This is a genomic window from Helicobacter sp. 10-6591, assembly GCF_003288805.1.
In the GTDB taxonomy this organism is placed as follows: domain Bacteria; phylum Campylobacterota; class Campylobacteria; order Campylobacterales; family Helicobacteraceae; genus Helicobacter_F.
This window is the reverse complement of record NZ_NHYK01000019.1, coordinates 1-17,470: the sequence shown is the minus strand read 5'-3', so window position 1 is coordinate 17,470 and position 17,470 is coordinate 1. Positions and strand designations below refer to the sequence as shown.

Annotated in this window: 18 protein-coding genes and 1 pseudogene; all 19 read left to right on the top strand. The window is 40.5% G+C overall.

Annotated features, from left to right (window positions below; all coding sequences use genetic code 11):
• Nucleotides 1-33: 33 nt before the first annotated feature.
• Nucleotides 34-675, top strand: a complete 642-nt coding sequence (locus CCY97_RS06645) for a trimeric intracellular cation channel family protein (protein ID WP_112064694.1) — start codon at nucleotides 34-36, stop codon at nucleotides 673-675.
• On the top strand, nucleotides 675-2,339 hold the full coding sequence (locus tag CCY97_RS06640; RefSeq protein ID WP_181562852.1) for a DNA polymerase III subunit gamma/tau: 1,665 nt from the start codon (nucleotides 675-677) through the stop codon (nucleotides 2,337-2,339). Before CCY97_RS06645 ends, CCY97_RS06640 begins: the two co-directional genes overlap by 1 nt.
• Nucleotides 2,323-2,754, top strand: a complete 432-nt coding sequence (gene tsaE / locus CCY97_RS06635) for a tRNA (adenosine(37)-N6)-threonylcarbamoyltransferase complex ATPase subunit type 1 TsaE (RefSeq protein ID WP_112064692.1) — start codon at nucleotides 2,323-2,325, stop codon at nucleotides 2,752-2,754. The genes CCY97_RS06640 and tsaE overlap by 17 nt, the downstream gene beginning before the upstream one ends.
• Nucleotides 2,751-3,473, top strand: a complete 723-nt coding sequence (gene lptB / locus CCY97_RS06630) for an LPS export ABC transporter ATP-binding protein (RefSeq protein WP_112064691.1) — start codon at nucleotides 2,751-2,753, stop codon at nucleotides 3,471-3,473. Before tsaE ends, lptB begins: the two co-directional genes overlap by 4 nt.
• Complete coding sequence (locus tag CCY97_RS06625) at nucleotides 3,470-4,789, top strand: RNA polymerase factor sigma-54 (RefSeq protein ID WP_112064690.1); 1,320 nt, start codon at nucleotides 3,470-3,472, stop codon at nucleotides 4,787-4,789. Before lptB ends, CCY97_RS06625 begins: the two co-directional genes overlap by 4 nt.
• A gap of 48 nt (nucleotides 4,790-4,837) precedes the next feature.
• Entirely contained in the window at nucleotides 4,838-5,770 is a 933-nt protein-coding gene (locus CCY97_RS06620) for a tRNA-dihydrouridine synthase (RefSeq protein ID WP_112064689.1), read from the top strand.
• A 153-nt stretch (nucleotides 5,771-5,923) separates the two neighbouring features.
• Nucleotides 5,924-7,093 carry a glutathionylspermidine synthase family protein gene (locus CCY97_RS06615; protein WP_112064688.1) on the top strand — a complete coding sequence of 390 codons (1,170 nt, stop codon included), beginning with the start codon at nucleotides 5,924-5,926 and terminating at the stop codon, nucleotides 7,091-7,093.
• A gap of 54 nt (nucleotides 7,094-7,147) precedes the next feature.
• The gene (gene coaE / locus CCY97_RS06610) at nucleotides 7,148-7,771 is read left to right on the top strand and encodes a dephospho-CoA kinase (protein WP_258457076.1); all 624 of its coding nucleotides are present in this window, start codon (nucleotides 7,148-7,150) and stop codon (nucleotides 7,769-7,771) included.
• Complete coding sequence (dapF, locus tag CCY97_RS06605; protein ID WP_112064687.1) at nucleotides 7,765-8,625, top strand: diaminopimelate epimerase; 861 nt, start codon at nucleotides 7,765-7,767, stop codon at nucleotides 8,623-8,625. The genes coaE and dapF overlap by 7 nt, the downstream gene beginning before the upstream one ends.
• Nucleotides 8,622-9,068 (top strand): TonB-system energizer ExbB, encoded by a 447-nt coding sequence (gene exbB, locus CCY97_RS06600; RefSeq protein ID WP_112064686.1) that lies wholly within the window; start codon nucleotides 8,622-8,624, stop codon nucleotides 9,066-9,068. The genes dapF and exbB overlap by 4 nt, the downstream gene beginning before the upstream one ends.
• Nucleotides 9,069-9,078: 10 nt before the next feature.
• The gene (locus tag CCY97_RS06595; protein WP_112064685.1) at nucleotides 9,079-9,465 is read left to right on the top strand and encodes a biopolymer transporter ExbD; all 387 of its coding nucleotides are present in this window, start codon (nucleotides 9,079-9,081) and stop codon (nucleotides 9,463-9,465) included.
• Between the two features lie 8 nt (nucleotides 9,466-9,473).
• Nucleotides 9,474-11,285: a hypothetical protein gene (locus CCY97_RS06590; RefSeq protein WP_112064684.1), complete on the top strand. Its 1,812-nt coding sequence runs from the start codon at nucleotides 9,474-9,476 to the stop codon at nucleotides 11,283-11,285.
• A 168-nt stretch (nucleotides 11,286-11,453) separates the two neighbouring features.
• A complete protein-coding gene (locus tag CCY97_RS06585) occupies nucleotides 11,454-12,179 on the top strand; it encodes an OmpA family protein (protein ID WP_258457075.1) in 726 nt (241 codons plus the stop codon).
• A 70-nt stretch (nucleotides 12,180-12,249) separates the two neighbouring features.
• A complete protein-coding gene (gene rpmH, locus CCY97_RS06580) occupies nucleotides 12,250-12,384 on the top strand; it encodes a 50S ribosomal protein L34 (RefSeq protein ID WP_112064683.1) in 135 nt (44 codons plus the stop codon).
• A gap of 113 nt (nucleotides 12,385-12,497) precedes the next feature.
• Nucleotides 12,498-12,869, top strand: coding sequence for a ribonuclease P protein component (rnpA, locus tag CCY97_RS06575; RefSeq protein WP_181562851.1), 372 nt, complete (start codon nucleotides 12,498-12,500; stop codon nucleotides 12,867-12,869).
• A 35-nt stretch (nucleotides 12,870-12,904) separates the two neighbouring features.
• Nucleotides 12,905-13,174: pseudogene (gene yidD, locus CCY97_RS08535) on the top strand (membrane protein insertion efficiency factor YidD); the annotation flags it as partial.
• 186 nt (nucleotides 13,175-13,360) lie between these two features.
• Complete coding sequence (gene yidC / locus CCY97_RS06570) at nucleotides 13,361-15,025, top strand: membrane protein insertase YidC (protein ID WP_258457078.1); 1,665 nt, start codon at nucleotides 13,361-13,363, stop codon at nucleotides 15,023-15,025.
• Nucleotides 15,026-15,053: 28 nt separating this feature from the next.
• Nucleotides 15,054-15,983, top strand: coding sequence for a Jag N-terminal domain-containing protein (locus tag CCY97_RS06565; RefSeq protein WP_112064680.1), 930 nt, complete (start codon nucleotides 15,054-15,056; stop codon nucleotides 15,981-15,983).
• A complete protein-coding gene (mnmE, locus tag CCY97_RS06560) occupies nucleotides 15,916-17,367 on the top strand; it encodes a tRNA uridine-5-carboxymethylaminomethyl(34) synthesis GTPase MnmE (RefSeq protein WP_258457074.1) in 1,452 nt (483 codons plus the stop codon). Before CCY97_RS06565 ends, mnmE begins: the two co-directional genes overlap by 68 nt.
• The last annotated feature ends 103 nt before the right edge of the window (nucleotides 17,368-17,470 follow it).

The following is a 17,470-nucleotide window of genomic DNA, read 5'->3' as shown; positions in this document are numbered from 1 at the left end:
TTTAAAATCTTTGTTAAGAGAGTAAATCTAGCAATGTATATTGATGATGCTACGCTTCTGACTTGGCTTTTTATACTTGGTATCTCTGTGGAAGCAGTTACAGGAGCGCTTGCAGCAGGAAGACATAAGATGGATCTTTTCGGGGTTATGTTTATAGCGCTTGTCACTGCTATTGGAGGGGGTTCTATACGCGATATGTTGCTAGGGAATTATCCGCTTACTTGGGTGAGCAATCCCCATTATGTGATTCTCATTTGTGTGATTGCTATTCTCACGACAAAGATTCCAAAGACACTCGTGCGATTTGAAAAGCTGTTTTTAAGTCTTGATGCGCTCGGGCTTGTAGTATTTAGTATCATCGGTGCACAAGTAGCAATGGCAGGAAACTACGGATTTGTCATCGCTATAAGTTCAGCGTGTATTACAGGTGTTTTTGGTGGGGTATTGCGCGATATATTTTGTAATCGTATCCCACTTGTATTCCAAAAGGAGCTTTATGCAGGCGTTTCAATGATAAGTGCAAGTTTGTATTATGTTTTGGTGAAATTTTTCCATACAGATTCGCTTCTGGGCGTTTTTATCACACTCATTTTTGGCACACTTTTGCGACTTTTTGCAATCCGATACAAGCTTGATCTGCCAATATTCAGCTTTGAAGACTCAAAGGAAAAATAATGTCCTTAGCTCTTGCACTTAAATACCGTCCCAAAAGCTTTGAAGACCTTATTGGTCAGCATGCGGTTTCACAAACACTTTCTTTGGCTTTAGATTCTCAGCATATTTCTCATGCCTATCTTTTCAGTGGGTTACGCGGCAGTGGCAAAACAAGTTCTGCAAGAATATTTGCCCGATCATTGCAGTGTGAGAAAGGACCAACCTCTAAGCCATGTGGAGAATGCGAGAATTGTAAGGCGGCGTTAGAAGGAAGGCATCTTGATATTATCGAGATGGATGCAGCCTCAAACCGCAAAATCGATGATATACGCGACCTTATCGAAGCGACAAAATACCAACCAGCCTTTGGGAGATTCAAAATCTTTATTATCGATGAAGTACATATGCTTACCAAGGAGGCTTTTAATGCACTCCTTAAGACATTAGAAGAACCTCCAGGATATGTAAAGTTCATCCTTGCTACCACTGATCCCTTGAAGTTGCCAGCAACCATTCTAAGCCGCACACAGCATTTCCGCTTCAAGCAGATTCCACAAAAGCTCGTGATTGAGCATCTTGTCAATATTTTAGAGAAGGAAAATATCTCCTATCAGATTCAGGCCTTAGAGATTATCGCTCGTAGTGGTGCTGGAAGTTTGCGTGACACGCTTACTTTGCTTGATCAAGCGATTATCTTTTGCAAGAAGAGTATTGATGTCATCAGTGTAAGCGATATGCTTGGCATAGTCGATCCACAGATTTTTGAAACACTTTTCACACAGCTACTACAAATTCCTGATAATCTCGATCTTACAGCGCATATACAGACCCTTCAAGAATATGAATGCGAAATGGTCTTAGATGAAATGATGCTATTTCTTAAAGACAGACTGATACACAATGACAAGAGATTTTCACCTGTATTACTCGATAGATTTTTTAGAATTCTCGTGGATTCTAAAACTCTTCTCTCTCTTAATACCGATGGGAGCTTTGTCTTGCTGCTTAGCCTTTTAAAAATGCGAGAAGCTCTAAAAGTCAAAGAGATAGAATCAATGATACAAGATCTCGAAAATGAGATATTTGTCACGCAAAACACACAGAGCAAAGCCCCGACGACCAAAAATACACAAACCCACTCCGTGCACCACAGCCACATACAGCCACAAGAATCAATAAGCCCACACCCAGTAACACAAGGAGAGGCGCTCTTTGTAAAGCTCAAAAATGCGATCTATGACAGAAACTACGAACTGGGCGAATGCTTTAGTAAAAACATCGAGTTTGTGAGTTTTGCAAATAATGTTTTAAGCTGGAAAACTTCCGCTCAAGGTGATTGCAAACAAATGCTTTCTCAAGGATTTGCTTTTATCAAAAATAAAATTACTGAGATTTTTGGCGAAGGCGTGAGTATAGAATCAACCAAAGTGCCACAAAATACGCAAACAGATTCCCAACTAAAACAGCCCATCCAAGAACCTACTATCAGAGAGGAATCGGCTATTACACAAGAGCCCACTATCGCAGAAGAATCTGCTCAGGATAATCTCGCCTCTGTTAAAGCAATTCCATCACAAGACCAACAAAATATGCAAGAAAATGACAAAGCATTTATAGAGCGCAATAAGTCTCTCATTAGCGGTATACAAGAATATTTAGGATTGAAAGATGTTATCAGATCATAAGAGCTTTATATTTTCTGAAGACAACCTCAATGAGCTTTGTGTGTATCTGCTAGATATATCCACACACAATCCGCATGTGTTTTTTCTGCTCAATGGAGATTTGGGCAGTGGCAAAACCACTTTGGTAAAAGAGTTTGTGAAATTTTTTCTCAAAACAGATGGAGTAACTTCCCCAACTTTTAGTATCTCGCAAGATTACGAAGATAAGGTATTCCACTATGATTTGTACCAAAGGGAGTTTGGTCATCTTTTGGAGCTTGGCTTTCTTGAGCTTTTTGAAAGAAAGGGAATACACTTTATCGAGTGGGCAGAGGATCATCTGAGAGATATGCTAAAAAGATGGGATTTTTTTACTGTCACAATCACTATAACCCCATTACAAGACAATCAAAGAAAGTATGAGATAACACAATGAATAAACTTGAAGCACGTAATCTCAGTAAGCAAATCAAAAAAACAAAAATAGTCAATGATGTATCAGTGGAGGTAAGTAGCGGGGAAGTTGTAGGGTTGCTAGGGCCAAATGGCGCAGGTAAAACAACGACTTTTTATATGATTTGTGGGCTTTTGCACCCAAACTCTGGAGATGTGTTTTTGAATGGGCATAAAATCACTTCTTTACCACTACATGCACGCTCAAATATGGGCATAGGTTACTTACCACAGGAATCTAGCATTTTTAAAGATCTAAGCGTGGAGCAAAACCTTATGCTTTCTGCAGAAGCGAGTATTAAAAGCGGCAAGGAGCGTAAAATTCGCATAGAAAAGATGTTAGAGGAATTTAATATAGAGCCTCTGCGCTCTCGAAAGGGTGTAAGTCTAAGTGGTGGTGAACGCAGACGCGTAGAGATAGCGCGTGCATTGGTGAAAAATCCAAAATTCGTACTGTTAGATGAACCATTTGCTGGAGTTGATCCAAAGGCTGTGGCAGACATCCAAAATATCATCTTAAAACTCATAGAACTTAATATTGGCGTGCTAATAACTGACCACAATGTGAGGGAAACACTTTCAGTCTGCCACAGATCTTATGTGATCAAAAGTGGCTCTTTATTGGCAAGCGGCAGTGCTGATGAAATCTACCAGAATGCACTTGTCAAGAAATACTATCTTGGGGAACACTTTAAGGCATGAGTATTGGAGGCAAACTCAGGACAAACACCACCATAAAGCCACGACTTTCAAATACGCTCAAAAATTGGCTTCCCATCTTACAAAGTGGAGCTAATGAGATAGAGGAGGTGCTCAATGATTTTGCAAAAGAGAATCCCTACATAGAGATTCAATCAAATCGCACCCAAAGCTTGCAAAAGCCTCTCAAAAAAACACAAAGTCTTAAAAACCCAGTCACAGACAAAATAGAATCTCTTGCTATTGCACAAGAAAATTTGCATGAAATGCTTATCGATCAGATAAACCCAAAAATTTTTCCCACAGAAACATCACGCAAGATAGCAATGTGCGTTATTGAAAATATCAACCAAGATGGATTCTTAGATAGCGATATTGCAAAATTAGCCCAAGAGTTAAGCGTAAGTATCGAGGAATTTGATCGAGTGCGCTCAAGATTTAGCCTGCTTGAACCCTGTGGTGTTGGCGCAAAAGATGCGCAAGAAGCATTCTATTTCCAACTCCAAGAAAGCGAACTAGAAGGCGAGGCTTACACACTCGCATCTAAAATCATCAAAGACCTTGCTAACCATGCCACATACAAAAGGAATCCGCATTACCAAAAGGTCATGCGGACTATCAAGCTTTTTAAAAATCCTCCAGCTTCAGATTTCAATGCAAAGATTCCAGAGATAATCCCAGATATTTTTATATTTGAGCATCTCAAAGAAGATTCTTTGAAGCCAACTTATGAGCTTGAGGTGCGTATCAATGATATTTACTATCCAAATATTATGATTGAAGGACTGCCAAAAGATTTTAAAAATACAGATGGAATCGAACAGAAAAAAGCCCAAGATTTTCTCAAAACAAAACTCAAAGAGGCAAAAGATTTGGTAGATGCACTTGATATGCGTAAGGCCACAATCCTAAAAATCGCCCTTGCCCTGCGTGAGAATCAATACAATTTTTTTATGGGCGGGGAAATACATCCCATGAAATTAAAGGATATTGCCCAAGATCTAGGCTATGCAGCCAGCACAATCTCACGTGCAATAGCCAATAAATATCTAGAATGCGATCGCGGGATTTTTCCAATCAAGAGCTTTTTTACCGCAGCAATCGATGGTGATACTTCAAATGCATCTATTAAGGACTTCATACTCGGTCTGGTAAAAAATGAGAATAAGAAGAAACCCTTAAGCGATGTAAAGATTCTTAAAAGTGTTGAAGAAAAGTTCGGGATTAAAATCGTGCGTAGGACGATTACTAAATACAGGCAACAGCTCAATATCGCAAGCTCAAGCGAGAGAAAGAAGCTGTATGAGATGAGTTTGTGAAGGTATAAGCCCCAAACATTTGCCTATAAAGACGGAGTGAAATTTCAAATGATACATTTTAATAATCTCTTGATGTTAGCCCCGCTTGCAGGCTACACAGATTTACCATTTCGATCAATGGTCAAGAAATTTGGTGTTGATATAACTGTGAGCGAGATGATAAGCTCTCATGCACTTGTTTTTAATAACAAGAAAACATTCAAGATGCTTGAAAAAGCCCCAGAAGAATCGCCATTTTCTGTGCAGATCGCAGGATCAAAGCCAGAGATACTCAAGCAGGCTGTAGAGATTCTCAATACAAGAAGCGGCATTGATATAATCGATCTTAATTGTGGCTGTCCTGCGCCAAAGGTCGCAAATCATGGCAATGGCAGCGGGCTTTTAAAAGACCTTAAGCTTTTGGTGCAAAGTGCTAACTTAATCAAGTCTCTGAGTACTAAGCCCTATACAAGCCTCAAGCTTCGATTAGGGTTTGACAAAAAGATTCCGCTTGAATTAGCCCATGCACTTAATGATACGAATATAGATTTCGTCGTGGTGCATGGGAGGACGCGAGCTGATGGATACAAAAAGGAGAAGATAGATTATGACAGCATAGCTCTTATCAAAAGCAAAATAGCTATCCCACTGATTGCAAATGGTGAAATCAGTGATGCAAAAAGCGCATATGATGTGCTAAGACTCACTGGGGCAAATGGCGTGATGATAGGCAGGGCAGCTATTAAATCACCCTGGGTGTTTTGGCAAATCAAAAATAACACAAACCAAATCCCGCAGGTCTTGCTGCAAAATCTTGTATTAGAGCATTTTGACAAGATGGTAGAGTTTTATGGCGAGCGTGGAGTGATAATGTTTCGAAAGAATCTCCATGCTTATAGCAAAGGTAGGCACAATGCGCATGAGTTTAGAAACACTATTAATTCCATGACTAACCCAAGTCAAGCACGTCAAGAGATAGAAGATTTTTTTGGCGATGCTTAAAAAATCTTTTGTTGGATTGAGGAAGTGTATTAGCAAATCTTTTACATGATGAATTCTCTTCTGTGATTTAAGAAAACTAAGCCATTGTGCTTAATTTTCTTTTCGCATAGCTTTTTGTATAATCCCCACAAATACTTCTTTGGAGACATATCCTTGCAAATAAGCAAATTACAACCTCTTAGTAAAGAAAAACTCCAAGAGATTGGTTTAGAGTGGCACACAGATTCTGATAATTCTGCATATATTAGTAATGAGTTGGTGCATATTAGTAAAGAGGAAGCCCAGGCGTTTTATAATGCAGGCAATGAGCTCTATGATATGTATGTGGAAGCTGGGGAGTATGTACTAGCTCATGATTTGCTCTATGAGCTTGATGTTCCGCCCATCTTGCATGATATGGTGCGCCAAAGCTGGGAGGAGGATATACATTGGCATTTATATGGACGTTTTGACTTGGCTGGAGGATTAGATGGCAAAGCAATCAAGCTGCTAGAATTTAACGCAGATACGCCCACTATGCTTTATGAAAGCGCGATAATCCAATGGGCGCTTTTGAAGCACAACTCCTTAGATGAAAATTTACAATTTAACAACATCTCAGAATCCCTGCGCCAAAACTTCAAGCGACTTATCACTCTAGATTCTGATACAAGCAAGTTTGCCGAGTTTTATGAAGGCTGGAGAATCCTATTTTCAAGTGTAAGGGGCAATATCGAGGAGGAAATCACCACTCGCTACTTAGAGCAGATAGCTAAAGAAGCCGGGTTTGCTACAGATTATGCATACATCGATGAGGTTGGATTCTCTCATGATGAAGGCGTGCTATGTAATGGACACAATTACGAATTTCTCTTTAAGCTCATACCTTGGGAAAATATAGCAATCGATGAGAGCGAGATGGCTTCTCTTATGCGTGAGATGATGCGTAATAAAAATGCGATTTTTCTCAACCCCGCTTATACGATTATGTTCCAGAGTAAAAGGATGCTTAAGATTCTGTGGGATCTGTTTCCTAAGCATCCGCTGCTTTTAGAATCAGGCTTTGAGCCATTAGGCAAAAAGCAAGTATTAAAGCGCTCATTTGGTAGAGAGGGTGCAAATATAGAGATTTTGGATTCCGTTAATCGCATTCTTAGTGCCACAGATGGAATCTACAGCGCACACAAAGAGGTATATCAAGAGTTTTATGAGCTTAATTCACACGAAGGGTCCTACTACCAAGCAAATGTGTTCTTTGCCTATGAATCTTGCGGCTTGGGCTTTAGAAAAGGTGGGCTTATCTTGGATAATTTTTCAAAATTTGTTTCTCATACAATCCAATGATAAGAATGTGGCAAGCAGGCATGAATTTTCCAGTGTATTTTAAAGAGGATTTGAGTGGGTAATCTCCGATATGCGATTGCGCTTACTGGCGCGATGGGTAGCGGTAAAAGTACCCTAGCTCACCTACTGAAGCTTCGCGGCTATGAGGTGCTTTGTGCAGATTCTCTCTCGCATAGGATTTTGCAGGAATGCACCAAAGAGATTGTAGAGCTCTTTGGTAATGGGATTTTAGAGCAGACCTCCTTGCGTATTGATAGAAAGAAATTAGGTGCGCTTGTTTTTAGTGACAAGGAAGCTCTCAAATCTTTAGAATCCATACTCCATCCAAGAATCAGACTTCGCATGCTTGAGCAAGCTAGAGAGTTAGAAAAAAAATGCGTGCCTTATTTTTTGGATATTCCATTGTTTTTTGAGGTTGGGGGGAGGGCGAGCTATCCCGTGGCTTTCGTGCTTGTGGTGTATGCGTCACGTGAAGTATGTCTGCATCGCGTGAAATCGCGGGATTGTCTGAGCGAGTCTTGTATCAATGCTCGCTTAGACTCCCAGCTTGATATAGAGCAAAAACGGGAAATGGCGGATTTTGTGATTGATAATTCTTTGGGGGTAGAAAGATTGCAAGAAGAGCTTGAATATTTTTTACAAAAATTAGAAGCAAAGCTAGAAGGACGAGTATGCTAAGACTTACAAAATATTGTGCTAATGGCAACGATTTTTTGCTTCTGAATGCTTATAAAACCGACTTGAGCAATCCAAGCGCATTGAGTAGTCTTGCTAGAATCTTATGTGATAGGCATAGCGGCTTTGGTGCAGATGGTTTTGTGGTGCTGCTACCGACTACAGAGCGTGGGTGTGCTTACCGATGGGAGTTTTATAATGCAGATGGCTCAAGTGCGAAGATGTGTGGCAATGCAAGTAGGTGTGTGGGGAGCTTCGCATTTACAGAGGGTATAGCGGGTGCAGAGCATAGGTTTTTAAGCGGATCGGGTCAAATCTCTGTCAATATAGATTTGGCAAATCCCTTGCTTGTAGAATCAGGCATTGGAATCTGCAAATTTTTAGATTCTATAAAAGAGCAGAGTATTTGGGGGACAGAGTGGTTTTTGGTTGATAGTGGTGTGCCACATTTACTCTGTTTTTATCCAAAGCTTTTTTCTCTAGAAAGTCTCACAAACTTAGAGAATCTCGCTCGCCTCAAAGAGCTCAGAGATAAATATAATGCAAATGTAAGTATTGCCTTTATCTATGACAGGGTTACTCTCTATTACGCGACTTTCGAGCGCGGTGTAGAAAATATCACTCTTGCTTGCGGCACAGCAGCAGGCGCGCTATTAGCGCAGGCATATACACTAGGTCTTACAGAATCTAGCGTGGCATGCATTCCCCCAAGCAGACAAAATCTCCAAGTACGCATAGATTCCCGCAACTCTCTTTATCTTAAGGGCGAAGTTTTACGCATTGGCATGTGTGAGCTAGATAATGCACTGTTAGAGAAAAGTTTAGAGAATATTTTGCTATCACAAGGTTTGGTATGAGAGAAATAGTAGATTATGGTGTGTTGGGCTTTTTGCTGTTTTTGAGCATTATTGTCATTGGTATAGCTATTGAGCGGTTTTGGTTTTTTAAGAAAGTGCAAGTTAGCCAATTCAAAGACAAGAGAGTATTAGAACTCCAATTGTTTAAACGCCTCACACTGATTGCGACCATTGGTGCGAATGCGCCTTATATTGGATTGCTGGGCACAATCTTTGGCATTATGGTGACTTTTGTGGAGATAGGAAATAACGCCTTGCTGGATACCCAGCAGATTATGGTAGGTCTTTCTTTAGCGCTCAAAGCCACAGCCGCAGGGCTATGTTTGGCTATTCCTTGTATCGTGTGCTACAACACCCTCACTCGCAAGGCCGAAGTCATTTTGATGCAATGGGATATCACTTATATCCCCCAAGATGCTCATAATAATAAATATGCGGTCTGAGGAGGCAGGTATGAAAAAAATAGATTCTCTCAATCTTGTGCCATTCATTGACATAATGTTAGTGCTTTTGGTTATTGTGCTCACGAGTGCTAGTTTTGTGCAGCATTCAAAGATCCCAATCGATATTCCAAAGCTCCAAGAGCAGCAAGGTGCTTCCACACAGGACAAGCAAGAAAAGCTCATCGCAATTGACAAAAATGGACAATACTACATTGATGAGAAGCAAGTGAGTTTCAAGGATTTAAAGGCGGCTTTAGCTGCTTTGCCAAGACATACACAGATTGTTATCAAAGGCGATAAGTTAAGCGGGCTAGAATTTTTTCTAGAACTTTCTGTGGGCTTGCAAGATCTTGGTTTTGAAAATGTTTATGTCCTGACACAAAAAGACCAAGATTAAGGAAAGGCATGCAAACAGCGATTTTAACCATCAATGCCCTCTGGACAATCTTTATGCTATGGCTTTTTATCGTGGATTACAAGAGCTTTGGTAAGCCATCGCACAAAGACTTCAAGTCTATTATTATGAGTGCGGGTGTTCTTGGGACATTTGTAGGGATTTTAATAGGCTTGCTTGATTTTGACACTATGCAGCTGGAGTATTCAGTCTCACTGCTTTTGGATGGTCTTAAGACTGCATTTTATACTTCAATTTTAGGTATGGGATTAGCGATCTTGCTCTCTATCCTCCAAAAGAGCGCAGGTACAGAGTATGTCAATGAAGACAGTCTTGAATTTATCGCAAGAAAGGTGGACTTGCTTGATAATCTGCGTTTCTTGCAGCTTCTAGAAAAGCTCCCAGATTCTAAGACTTTCAAAAGCTCTCTTGAAAACCATCGTAGTTTTTTAGAGCAGAAACTCGATGCAATAGATTCCTCGCTCAAGAGCGCCACACAAGAGCTTGCTAAGGGTGCTTCTAAGGAGCTTATCACTGCATTAGAAAGAGTGATAAGTGATTTTAATGCAAACCTTAGCAGCCAGTTTGGCGATAATTTTAAGGAGCTAAACACTGCTACCTCCAAGCTTTTGCAATGGCAGGAGGAATACAAAGACTTTGTTCGTGATACACAAAAGCTCTTAAAAGACACCCAAAAGACATTGCAAAAATCCCAGCTTGCTATAAGCAGCGCAGAAGAATCCATAAAGACAATCGCAGAGCAAAATACCCAAGTCCAAGAGTTCTATGCAAACAATCTCAAAATCTTGCAGTCTTTTGAGGTACAAAACCAAAAACTTGAGGTGCATTTGGAGTCTGTAGCCTCTTTGCGCGAGGATTCCATCGCATCGTTAAGAAGCCTGCAAGAGTTTTTTACACAATCCAAGATTCAAAACTCACAATTACAAGAAGATCTCTCCACTCTTAGCAAAGATGTAAGCGCATACATAAGCCAAATGGGAGAGAACATAGAATCAAGTCTAATGCAAAGTGCCAAGAGTTTAGAGGCTAACACCCACTCGCATTTCATGCAGATTGAAAAGTCAATCCATAACTATGGTGGGGAGATAACAGCACTCTCAAAAGATAGCCTTATTAATCTCAAAGGCTTCACAAAAGATATGATCGCAGATACTTCACAAAGCTTACAAGACACAAGCAATGAATACAAAGAGATTTTAGGTACTCTAAGTGAAAGCTTCAAGCAAGTGATAGAAAATATCGATGCGGAGTTAAAAACATTGGCACAAAACCTTTTAGATTCCCAAAATGGTATTTTTGAAAGCTTGCAGTTACAAAGCAAGGACTACCAAGAATACGCACAAAAAGTGCTAGATTCCCAAATGACTTCCGCTGATGAGTTTATAAAAACTTGTCTAGGGAATCTTAATGCCAACCAGGAGCATTTCAGCAGATATATAAAAAATCTCGCTGTTGAATATCTCAAAGTTCTCCAAAAACTCAGCAAAGAATCTCTGAAGGCACCGCGTGAGAGTGGCGATCAGATTCTTACAGAATTTAAGACATTACAACAAGAGCTTGTCTTGCAAATATCCCAGACGCAATCAAAGCTTATGCAAGCCCATAGTCTCATCAATACAATTTTTACAAACATACAAGATAATCTCAAAACCAGTATCACAGGCAACCAAGCGCTTGCAGTTGAGTTAAGAAATTCGCTTAAGGATTTGGATGAGGCGATGAAAGGCAGTGTGGATAATTTCGCCAAAGACTACCAATGGTTTTTGGAGCGCATAAGAGAGCTAGTTGGCACGAGATTCTAAGCCTTAGTCGTAGTATTCTTTGAAAAATAGCCCAAGCAAGCATACCTTAAGCTCAGCTGCACCAAGTTAATCTGAGGCATGGCTTTCACAAGCGCCAAATGCAGGGTTTTAGGCGATTTCTTGGACTTGTTAAGGAATTAAGACATCCCAATAAATAAAAGGCCAAATATGCAACATAAAAAAGAACGTAATTATTGGATTAGTATTGCTGATATGATGGCAGGTATTATGATGATTTTCTTGCTCATTATGGTTTCTTTTATGCTGCTTTCTTCTAAAAGCAAATCGCACTTAGAGGAACAGAATCGACGCTATAGCGAAATCAATACTAAAATGAGCGCGATAGCAAAGGATCATTCAGATTTGCAAGTAGAACTTTACAATGAGCTACAAAAAGAGTTTGCAAAGGATTTTTCGCGTTGGAATGCACAGATTGATACAGACAACACAATACGTTTTCGCGATCCTGAGGTGCTATTTGATACAGGGGATAAACAGGTCAAAAAGCGCTTCCAAAATATCTTAGATGATTTTTTTCCGCGTTATGTAACCATCCTTTCATTGCCAAAATACAAGGAGAGTATCGAGGAGATTCGCATTGAAGGACATACTTCAAGCAATTGGGAGAGTGCTACTACATTGGAGGATCGCTATTTGGGGAATGCAGAGCTTTCACAAGCAAGGGCATTTGAAGTTTTAAAATATTGTTTCAACCAAAAAAGCATAGATTCTCAAAAGTATTGGCTTATCGCGGTTTTGCGAGCTAATGGACTAAGTTTTGCTCGACCATTGCAAAATGACGCAATATCTCGTAGGGTAGAGTTTCGAGTGCTCACAAAAGCCGACAAGAATCTCACCAAGATTCTAGAGCTCAGCAAAGAATTCGCTCACTAACTTATCTTTAAGTAATTTTTTGGAAGAATCGCGCATTTTTAACAGATCACATTTATAAAGGCCAAATCCAATGAAAAGAACATACCAGCCCCACAATACCCCAAGAAAGCGCACCCACGGATTCCGCACAAGAATGAAGACCAAGACTGGACGCAGGATAATAAACGCTCGTCGCGCCAAAGGTAGAAAACGACTAAGTGTCTAGCCTACATACCAACACCACACACCCCTAGCAGACTTTAGAACAATCTTTGATTCCATTCCGCAGATCTCTTCGTAGTTTAGACTAATCTCTACAGGTTCTGCTTGGAGAAGCCCTTGACAATAGATTCCCTAAAAGACAGACAAGAATTTGAGCTTTTGTACAAAAATGCCTACCGCTTTCACACGCCTTATTTCACTCTGTATATTTCTAAAATCCCCTATCTGAGCAAGAAGCTCCAGCTCCATCCCAAACACTCAAAGCTTTTAAAACGAATCCTTTCGCGTGGAGCGGATTTGTATCTTGGTCTGAGTGTGAGCAAAAAAATTGGCAATGCCCCCAAACGCAATCTTTACAAGAGACAAATGCGCTCAATCGTGCGCAATGAAAGCTTTCGTGGATATATGATTGTCTTTGCCCCAAAGGTTGGATTTGAGAATCTTGGGTTCAAAGAATTCCACGCACTTTGTCTCAAAGCCCTTAAGTGAGACTTCCAAGCCACAATCCAGAAGAGATTCCTAGCATGCACACATTGCGCCAGATAGCACGATTTTTACAAGCTCGCATTTTTTGTATGACCTCGCACATTTTCAACCTATCTTACTCTCTGCTCTGTGTTGTCTTAAGATATTGCATACTCGCCTACCAACGAAGTTTTTCTCTTGTGCTTGGAAGGAGTTGCCGTTTTTATCCTAGCTGTTCAAACTACGCACTACAGATTCTAGATTTCAACAAGCCCTTCAGTGCACTTATTTTAGGGCTGTATCGGATTTTTTTGTGCAATCCACTGCACCCTGGGGGTATCCATCACCCCCTGCTCAAATTGCATCTTTACGTGGAGTTTAGACCAAGCTCCCTCGTGCCACAATATTGGCTCATCCCCTATCAAAACCCCGTATTTTTGGCTACAATTCTGCATTCAGGACATCTACAAGGTTCGTTTTATATTATCAAATCCACTTATAAGGTCTTATCTTCAATGCGCTATCCAAATCCTAATCAAAATAACAATGACAACTTTGGGTTTGGGCGGATTTTGTTAGTTATGGCGCTTGCAATCGGGTTTTTCGCCCTTTATACATCTTTGTTTCCACAACCAAATACACAAGAGACTTCCAAGTCACACATTACCCAGAATGCAGACACCATAGCTTCCCCCCAAGCCGCTAAGACATCAAATCCGCTCAAAGACAATGTCTCCAAACCCGCACAATCCCTTCCTTTACGAGATACTTTACTCATCTCTTTAGGTAAGCCGGCTTTTGATGACTTTGAAATCACAATCGATGCCCTAGGACGAATCTCTCAAGTTTATCTCAAAGATGAGAAATTCATCCATGGTGAAAAGGAAAGCCTTTTTAGTATTGTTGGCTCGGTATTAGGATTGCAATCCTCTAAGAAAGAGCATATTGATAAGCTCGCTTTATTTGGTGATTCCGCGCTTAAGACACTTGAGGTGCGCTTTAGCGATGTAGAGTTGAATCAAAGAGCTTTTAATACACCTTATGTCTTAGATTCTCATTCAAGCCAAGATGGTGTACAAAAGCTTGTCTTAAAGCAAGATCTAGGCGAGGTGCAGATACAAAAAACACTTACTTTTTACAAAGATCTAAGCTATGAGCTCAATTTCTCTCTCAGCAACCCAAATATCGAATATTTTATAAGCAATGGCATGCGTCCTATAGGTGACAGCGATACCTATGCTTTTCGCGGTGTTTTGCTTAAAACAAGCGATGGCACGATTGAGAAAATCGAAGATGGGGACAAGCAGCGACGGGATTTTCCACAAGCCAGATTCCTGGCAAGTGTCGATAGATATTACACAAGCCTCTTTTACACACCAGATTCAAGTTTTTATGTCCGCTTGGATTATGATTATGTAGGAAATCCAATGCCTTTTGTCTATGTACGAGGAGGCGATAGCTACTTCAAAGGCTACATCGGACCAAAGGACTATAAGACTTTAGAGTCTATAAATCCCATCCTTACTGATGTTATAGAGTATGGAATGATTACATTCTTTGCCCGTCCAGTGTTTTGGCTCTTAAGCGTGTTGTATGATTTTTGCGGGAATTGGGGCTGGGCTATCGTATTACTTACGCTTGTGGTGAGAATCCTGCTTTTCCCACTTACTTATAAAGGCATGATTTCTATGCAAAAACTCAAAGACATAGCCCCCAAGATGAAAGAGATTCAGACTCGCTACAAAGGCGACCCGCAAAAAATGCAGCTACATATGATGGAGCTTTATAAAAAGCACGGGGCAAATCCACTTGGTGGCTGCCTACCATTACTCTTGCAGATACCCGTATTTTTTGCAATTTATCGTGTACTTTATAACGCTATTGAACTCAAAAATTCCGAGTGGATTTTCTGGATTTCTGATCTCTCAGCCATTGATCCATACTTTGTTTTGCCTATTCTCATGGGTGTAAGTATGTATATCTCTCAGCTCTTGACACCTTCAAATTTCACCGACCCCATGCAAGAGAAGATTTTCAAGATGTTGCCATGGATTTTTATGGTGTTTTTTATTATTTTTCCTTTTCCTGCTGGGCTTGTGTTGTATTGGACGATAAATAATGTTTTCTCAATCATCCAGCAATTGCTGATAAATTCTCTTTTAAAGTCTAAAAAACAATAGGGTGTAAAACAAGAATAAGGATTACAGTATGAAAAAATTCACTGCTAAAACTTTACAAGAAGCTCTTTTGAACGCATCACAAGAATTCCAATGCTCTGTTGTGGATTTAGAGTATGAAATTGTACAAAACCCAAGTACAGGCTTTTTAGGCTTTGGCAAAAAGGACGCTATTATCGTGGCTACTACCAAAGCATCATTGCAATCATCCCAAGATAAATCTATCTCCCAAGAGAAACCCCACAGCTTAATAGATCAAGAAACAAAGCAGGAAATCAAAGAAGCATACGATGAATTAGACTTATATACTCAAACACAAGACCAAGACTCTCTACAGTCCTTTACAGAATCCAAGGCAAAGCAGACGTATGAGTGCAATGAAATTTGGGGTGTAGAAAATGATTTTGCTTACAAAGACTTAGGCAATGATTTTTATACTCCCAAACAAACAAACCCTAGAGTATCCAAACCCTATAATTCACGTGAGAATCTCTTATCACAAGAAGAGGTGTTAGACAATATAAGAACTGAGCTCAAAGAACTTTTGTTGTGTTTGCCATTCGACCTAGAATGCGTTGAGGTAAGCTTGCGCAATGACAATTTATTGTTTATCAAAATTGATGGCAAGGATTGTCCATTACTCATTGGCGAGAAAGGCTATCGCTACAAAGCTCTCTTGTATTTACTCGTCAATTGGATCAATCCAAAATATGGCTTTACGCTTCGCCTTGAAGTTGCCCAGTTTCTCTCAAACCAAGAGCAGCTTATTGATTCCTACCTCCAAAGCATCATCAAGCTAGTCCAAGAGACTTCAAAAGCACAGACCAAACCATTTGATGGTGTCCTTGCCTACATCGCATTAGGCAAGCTCCGCGAAGTATTCCCGCGGAAATATGTCTCTTTCCGTACCAACAAAAATGGTGAAAAATACATCATCATCGATGACTTCAAACGATTCTAATCACCCATCCAAAACCATCATAGGAATCTCTACGCCAGTAGGCACGGGTGCTATTTGTATCGTGCGTATAAGCGGCAAACAGGCACTTCCAATCACATTATCCCTAAGCAAGCGCGATTTTCTCAAGCCCCGTTATGCAACACTAAGCTTTATCTACGACGAAGCCAATCGCCCTATCGATGAAGCCATCTTGCTCTACTTTAAAGCACCGCATAGCTATAGTGGCGAGGATATTTGCGAGATTCAATGTCATGGCGGCGTACTTATTGGAAAGACTATCATACAGCGCGCACTAGATCTAGGCGCCACTCTTGCGCGACCCGGGGAATTCACCAAGCGAGCTTTCCTCAATGGTAAGCTTGACTTCGCACAAGCCCAAGCTATTTGTGCACTTATTAACTCCCAAAGCACACATGCCAATGAGATTCTTCTGCGCCAATTGCGTGGTGAGTTAAGCGAGTTTGTAGCCCAAGTGCGAGCAGAGCTTATTGAGATTCTCGCCTATAGTGAGGTTAGTATCGACTACAGCGAAGAGTTAGAATCTAGCACCTCTATGCTTTTAAGCCAGAAACTCCTCGCATTAAGACACAAGCTTGCGGTCCTACACGAAGATTCTAAACACAGACAAGGTGTCATCGAAGGATTTAGAATCTGTATCATCGGCAAGCCAAATGTTGGTAAAAGCTCCCTGCTAAACGCATTACTTGCTTCGCCACGTGCGATTACCTCATCTATACCAGGCACCACGCGCGATATCATAGAAGAGAGCTTATCAGTAGGTGGGCAGATTGTGCGCCTTGTAGATACCGCAGGTATCAGAGATTCCTATGATGAGATAGAGCAGATTGGCATCCAGAGATCCTACCTCATGCTTGATTCTGCAAACATTATCCTAGCGCTCTTTGATAGCTCCGCTCCTCTGACTTCCGAAGACAGAACAATTTTAGACATCTTAAGCGCACAGAGAAAGGCACACATCCTCTTATTGCTCACAAAAGCCGACATTAGTAGAGACTCTAGTCCTCTCTTGGAGGACTTTTCCCACCCATTACTCCTAAGCCAAAAACCTCTCAAGATATCTGCTACACATGGTAAGCAGGAGGAATTTAGTGAGTTCAACCCACAGCAGATTTTCACACTCCTAGAGGAGTTTCTTAGCACACAACACAGCTTTGATGGGCTTATGCTCACATCAAGTTTCCAGATTGGATGTGTCAAGAGAGCGCTAGATAGCATTGATCTTGCACGCACGAAGCTAGAGGAATTAGAACTTTTCTCTTTCCATATAAATGAATGTATCAATGCTATTTGCGCGATCACTGAGCCATTTGAGCACTCCCAAATGCTTGATAAAATGTTTTCTGAATTTTGCTTAGGAAAATAGCTTCTATCCCCCTTCCACGCATCATTAGCTTTTTTCATCCCTTTATACGATACACATTGTTTAAAAATATACTCCAAGGAGAGTCATAAAGACACACAAAAAT

What these genes read in the sequence shown, in the direction of transcription:
- mnmE (WP_258457074.1), top strand. Translation starts at nt 15,916, where the DNA reads ATGTCTCTTTCCGTACCAACAAAAATGGTGAAAAATACATCATCATCG.
- CCY97_RS06645 (WP_112064694.1), top strand. Translation starts at nt 34, where the DNA reads ATGTATATTGATGATGCTACGCTTCTGACTTGGCTTTTTATACTTGGT.
- CCY97_RS06620 (WP_112064689.1), top strand. Translation starts at nt 4,838, where the DNA reads ATGATACATTTTAATAATCTCTTGATGTTAGCCCCGCTTGCAGGCTAC.
- CCY97_RS06640 (WP_181562852.1), top strand. Translation starts at nt 675, where the DNA reads ATGTCCTTAGCTCTTGCACTTAAATACCGTCCCAAAAGCTTTGAAGAC.
- CCY97_RS06585 (WP_258457075.1), top strand. Translation starts at nt 11,454, where the DNA reads ATGCAACATAAAAAAGAACGTAATTATTGGATTAGTATTGCTGATATG.
- dapF (WP_112064687.1), top strand. Translation starts at nt 7,765, where the DNA reads ATGCTAAGACTTACAAAATATTGTGCTAATGGCAACGATTTTTTGCTT.
- CCY97_RS06590 (WP_112064684.1), top strand. Translation starts at nt 9,474, where the DNA reads ATGCAAACAGCGATTTTAACCATCAATGCCCTCTGGACAATCTTTATG.
- exbB (WP_112064686.1), top strand. Translation starts at nt 8,622, where the DNA reads ATGAGAGAAATAGTAGATTATGGTGTGTTGGGCTTTTTGCTGTTTTTG.
- yidC (WP_258457078.1), top strand. Translation starts at nt 13,361, where the DNA reads ATGCGCTATCCAAATCCTAATCAAAATAACAATGACAACTTTGGGTTT.
- lptB (WP_112064691.1), top strand. Translation starts at nt 2,751, where the DNA reads ATGAATAAACTTGAAGCACGTAATCTCAGTAAGCAAATCAAAAAAACA.
- CCY97_RS06625 (WP_112064690.1), top strand. Translation starts at nt 3,470, where the DNA reads ATGAGTATTGGAGGCAAACTCAGGACAAACACCACCATAAAGCCACGA.
- rpmH (WP_112064683.1), top strand. Translation starts at nt 12,250, where the DNA reads ATGAAAAGAACATACCAGCCCCACAATACCCCAAGAAAGCGCACCCAC.
- CCY97_RS06595 (WP_112064685.1), top strand. Translation starts at nt 9,079, where the DNA reads ATGAAAAAAATAGATTCTCTCAATCTTGTGCCATTCATTGACATAATG.
- CCY97_RS06565 (WP_112064680.1), top strand. Translation starts at nt 15,054, where the DNA reads ATGAAAAAATTCACTGCTAAAACTTTACAAGAAGCTCTTTTGAACGCA.
- tsaE (WP_112064692.1), top strand. Translation starts at nt 2,323, where the DNA reads ATGTTATCAGATCATAAGAGCTTTATATTTTCTGAAGACAACCTCAAT.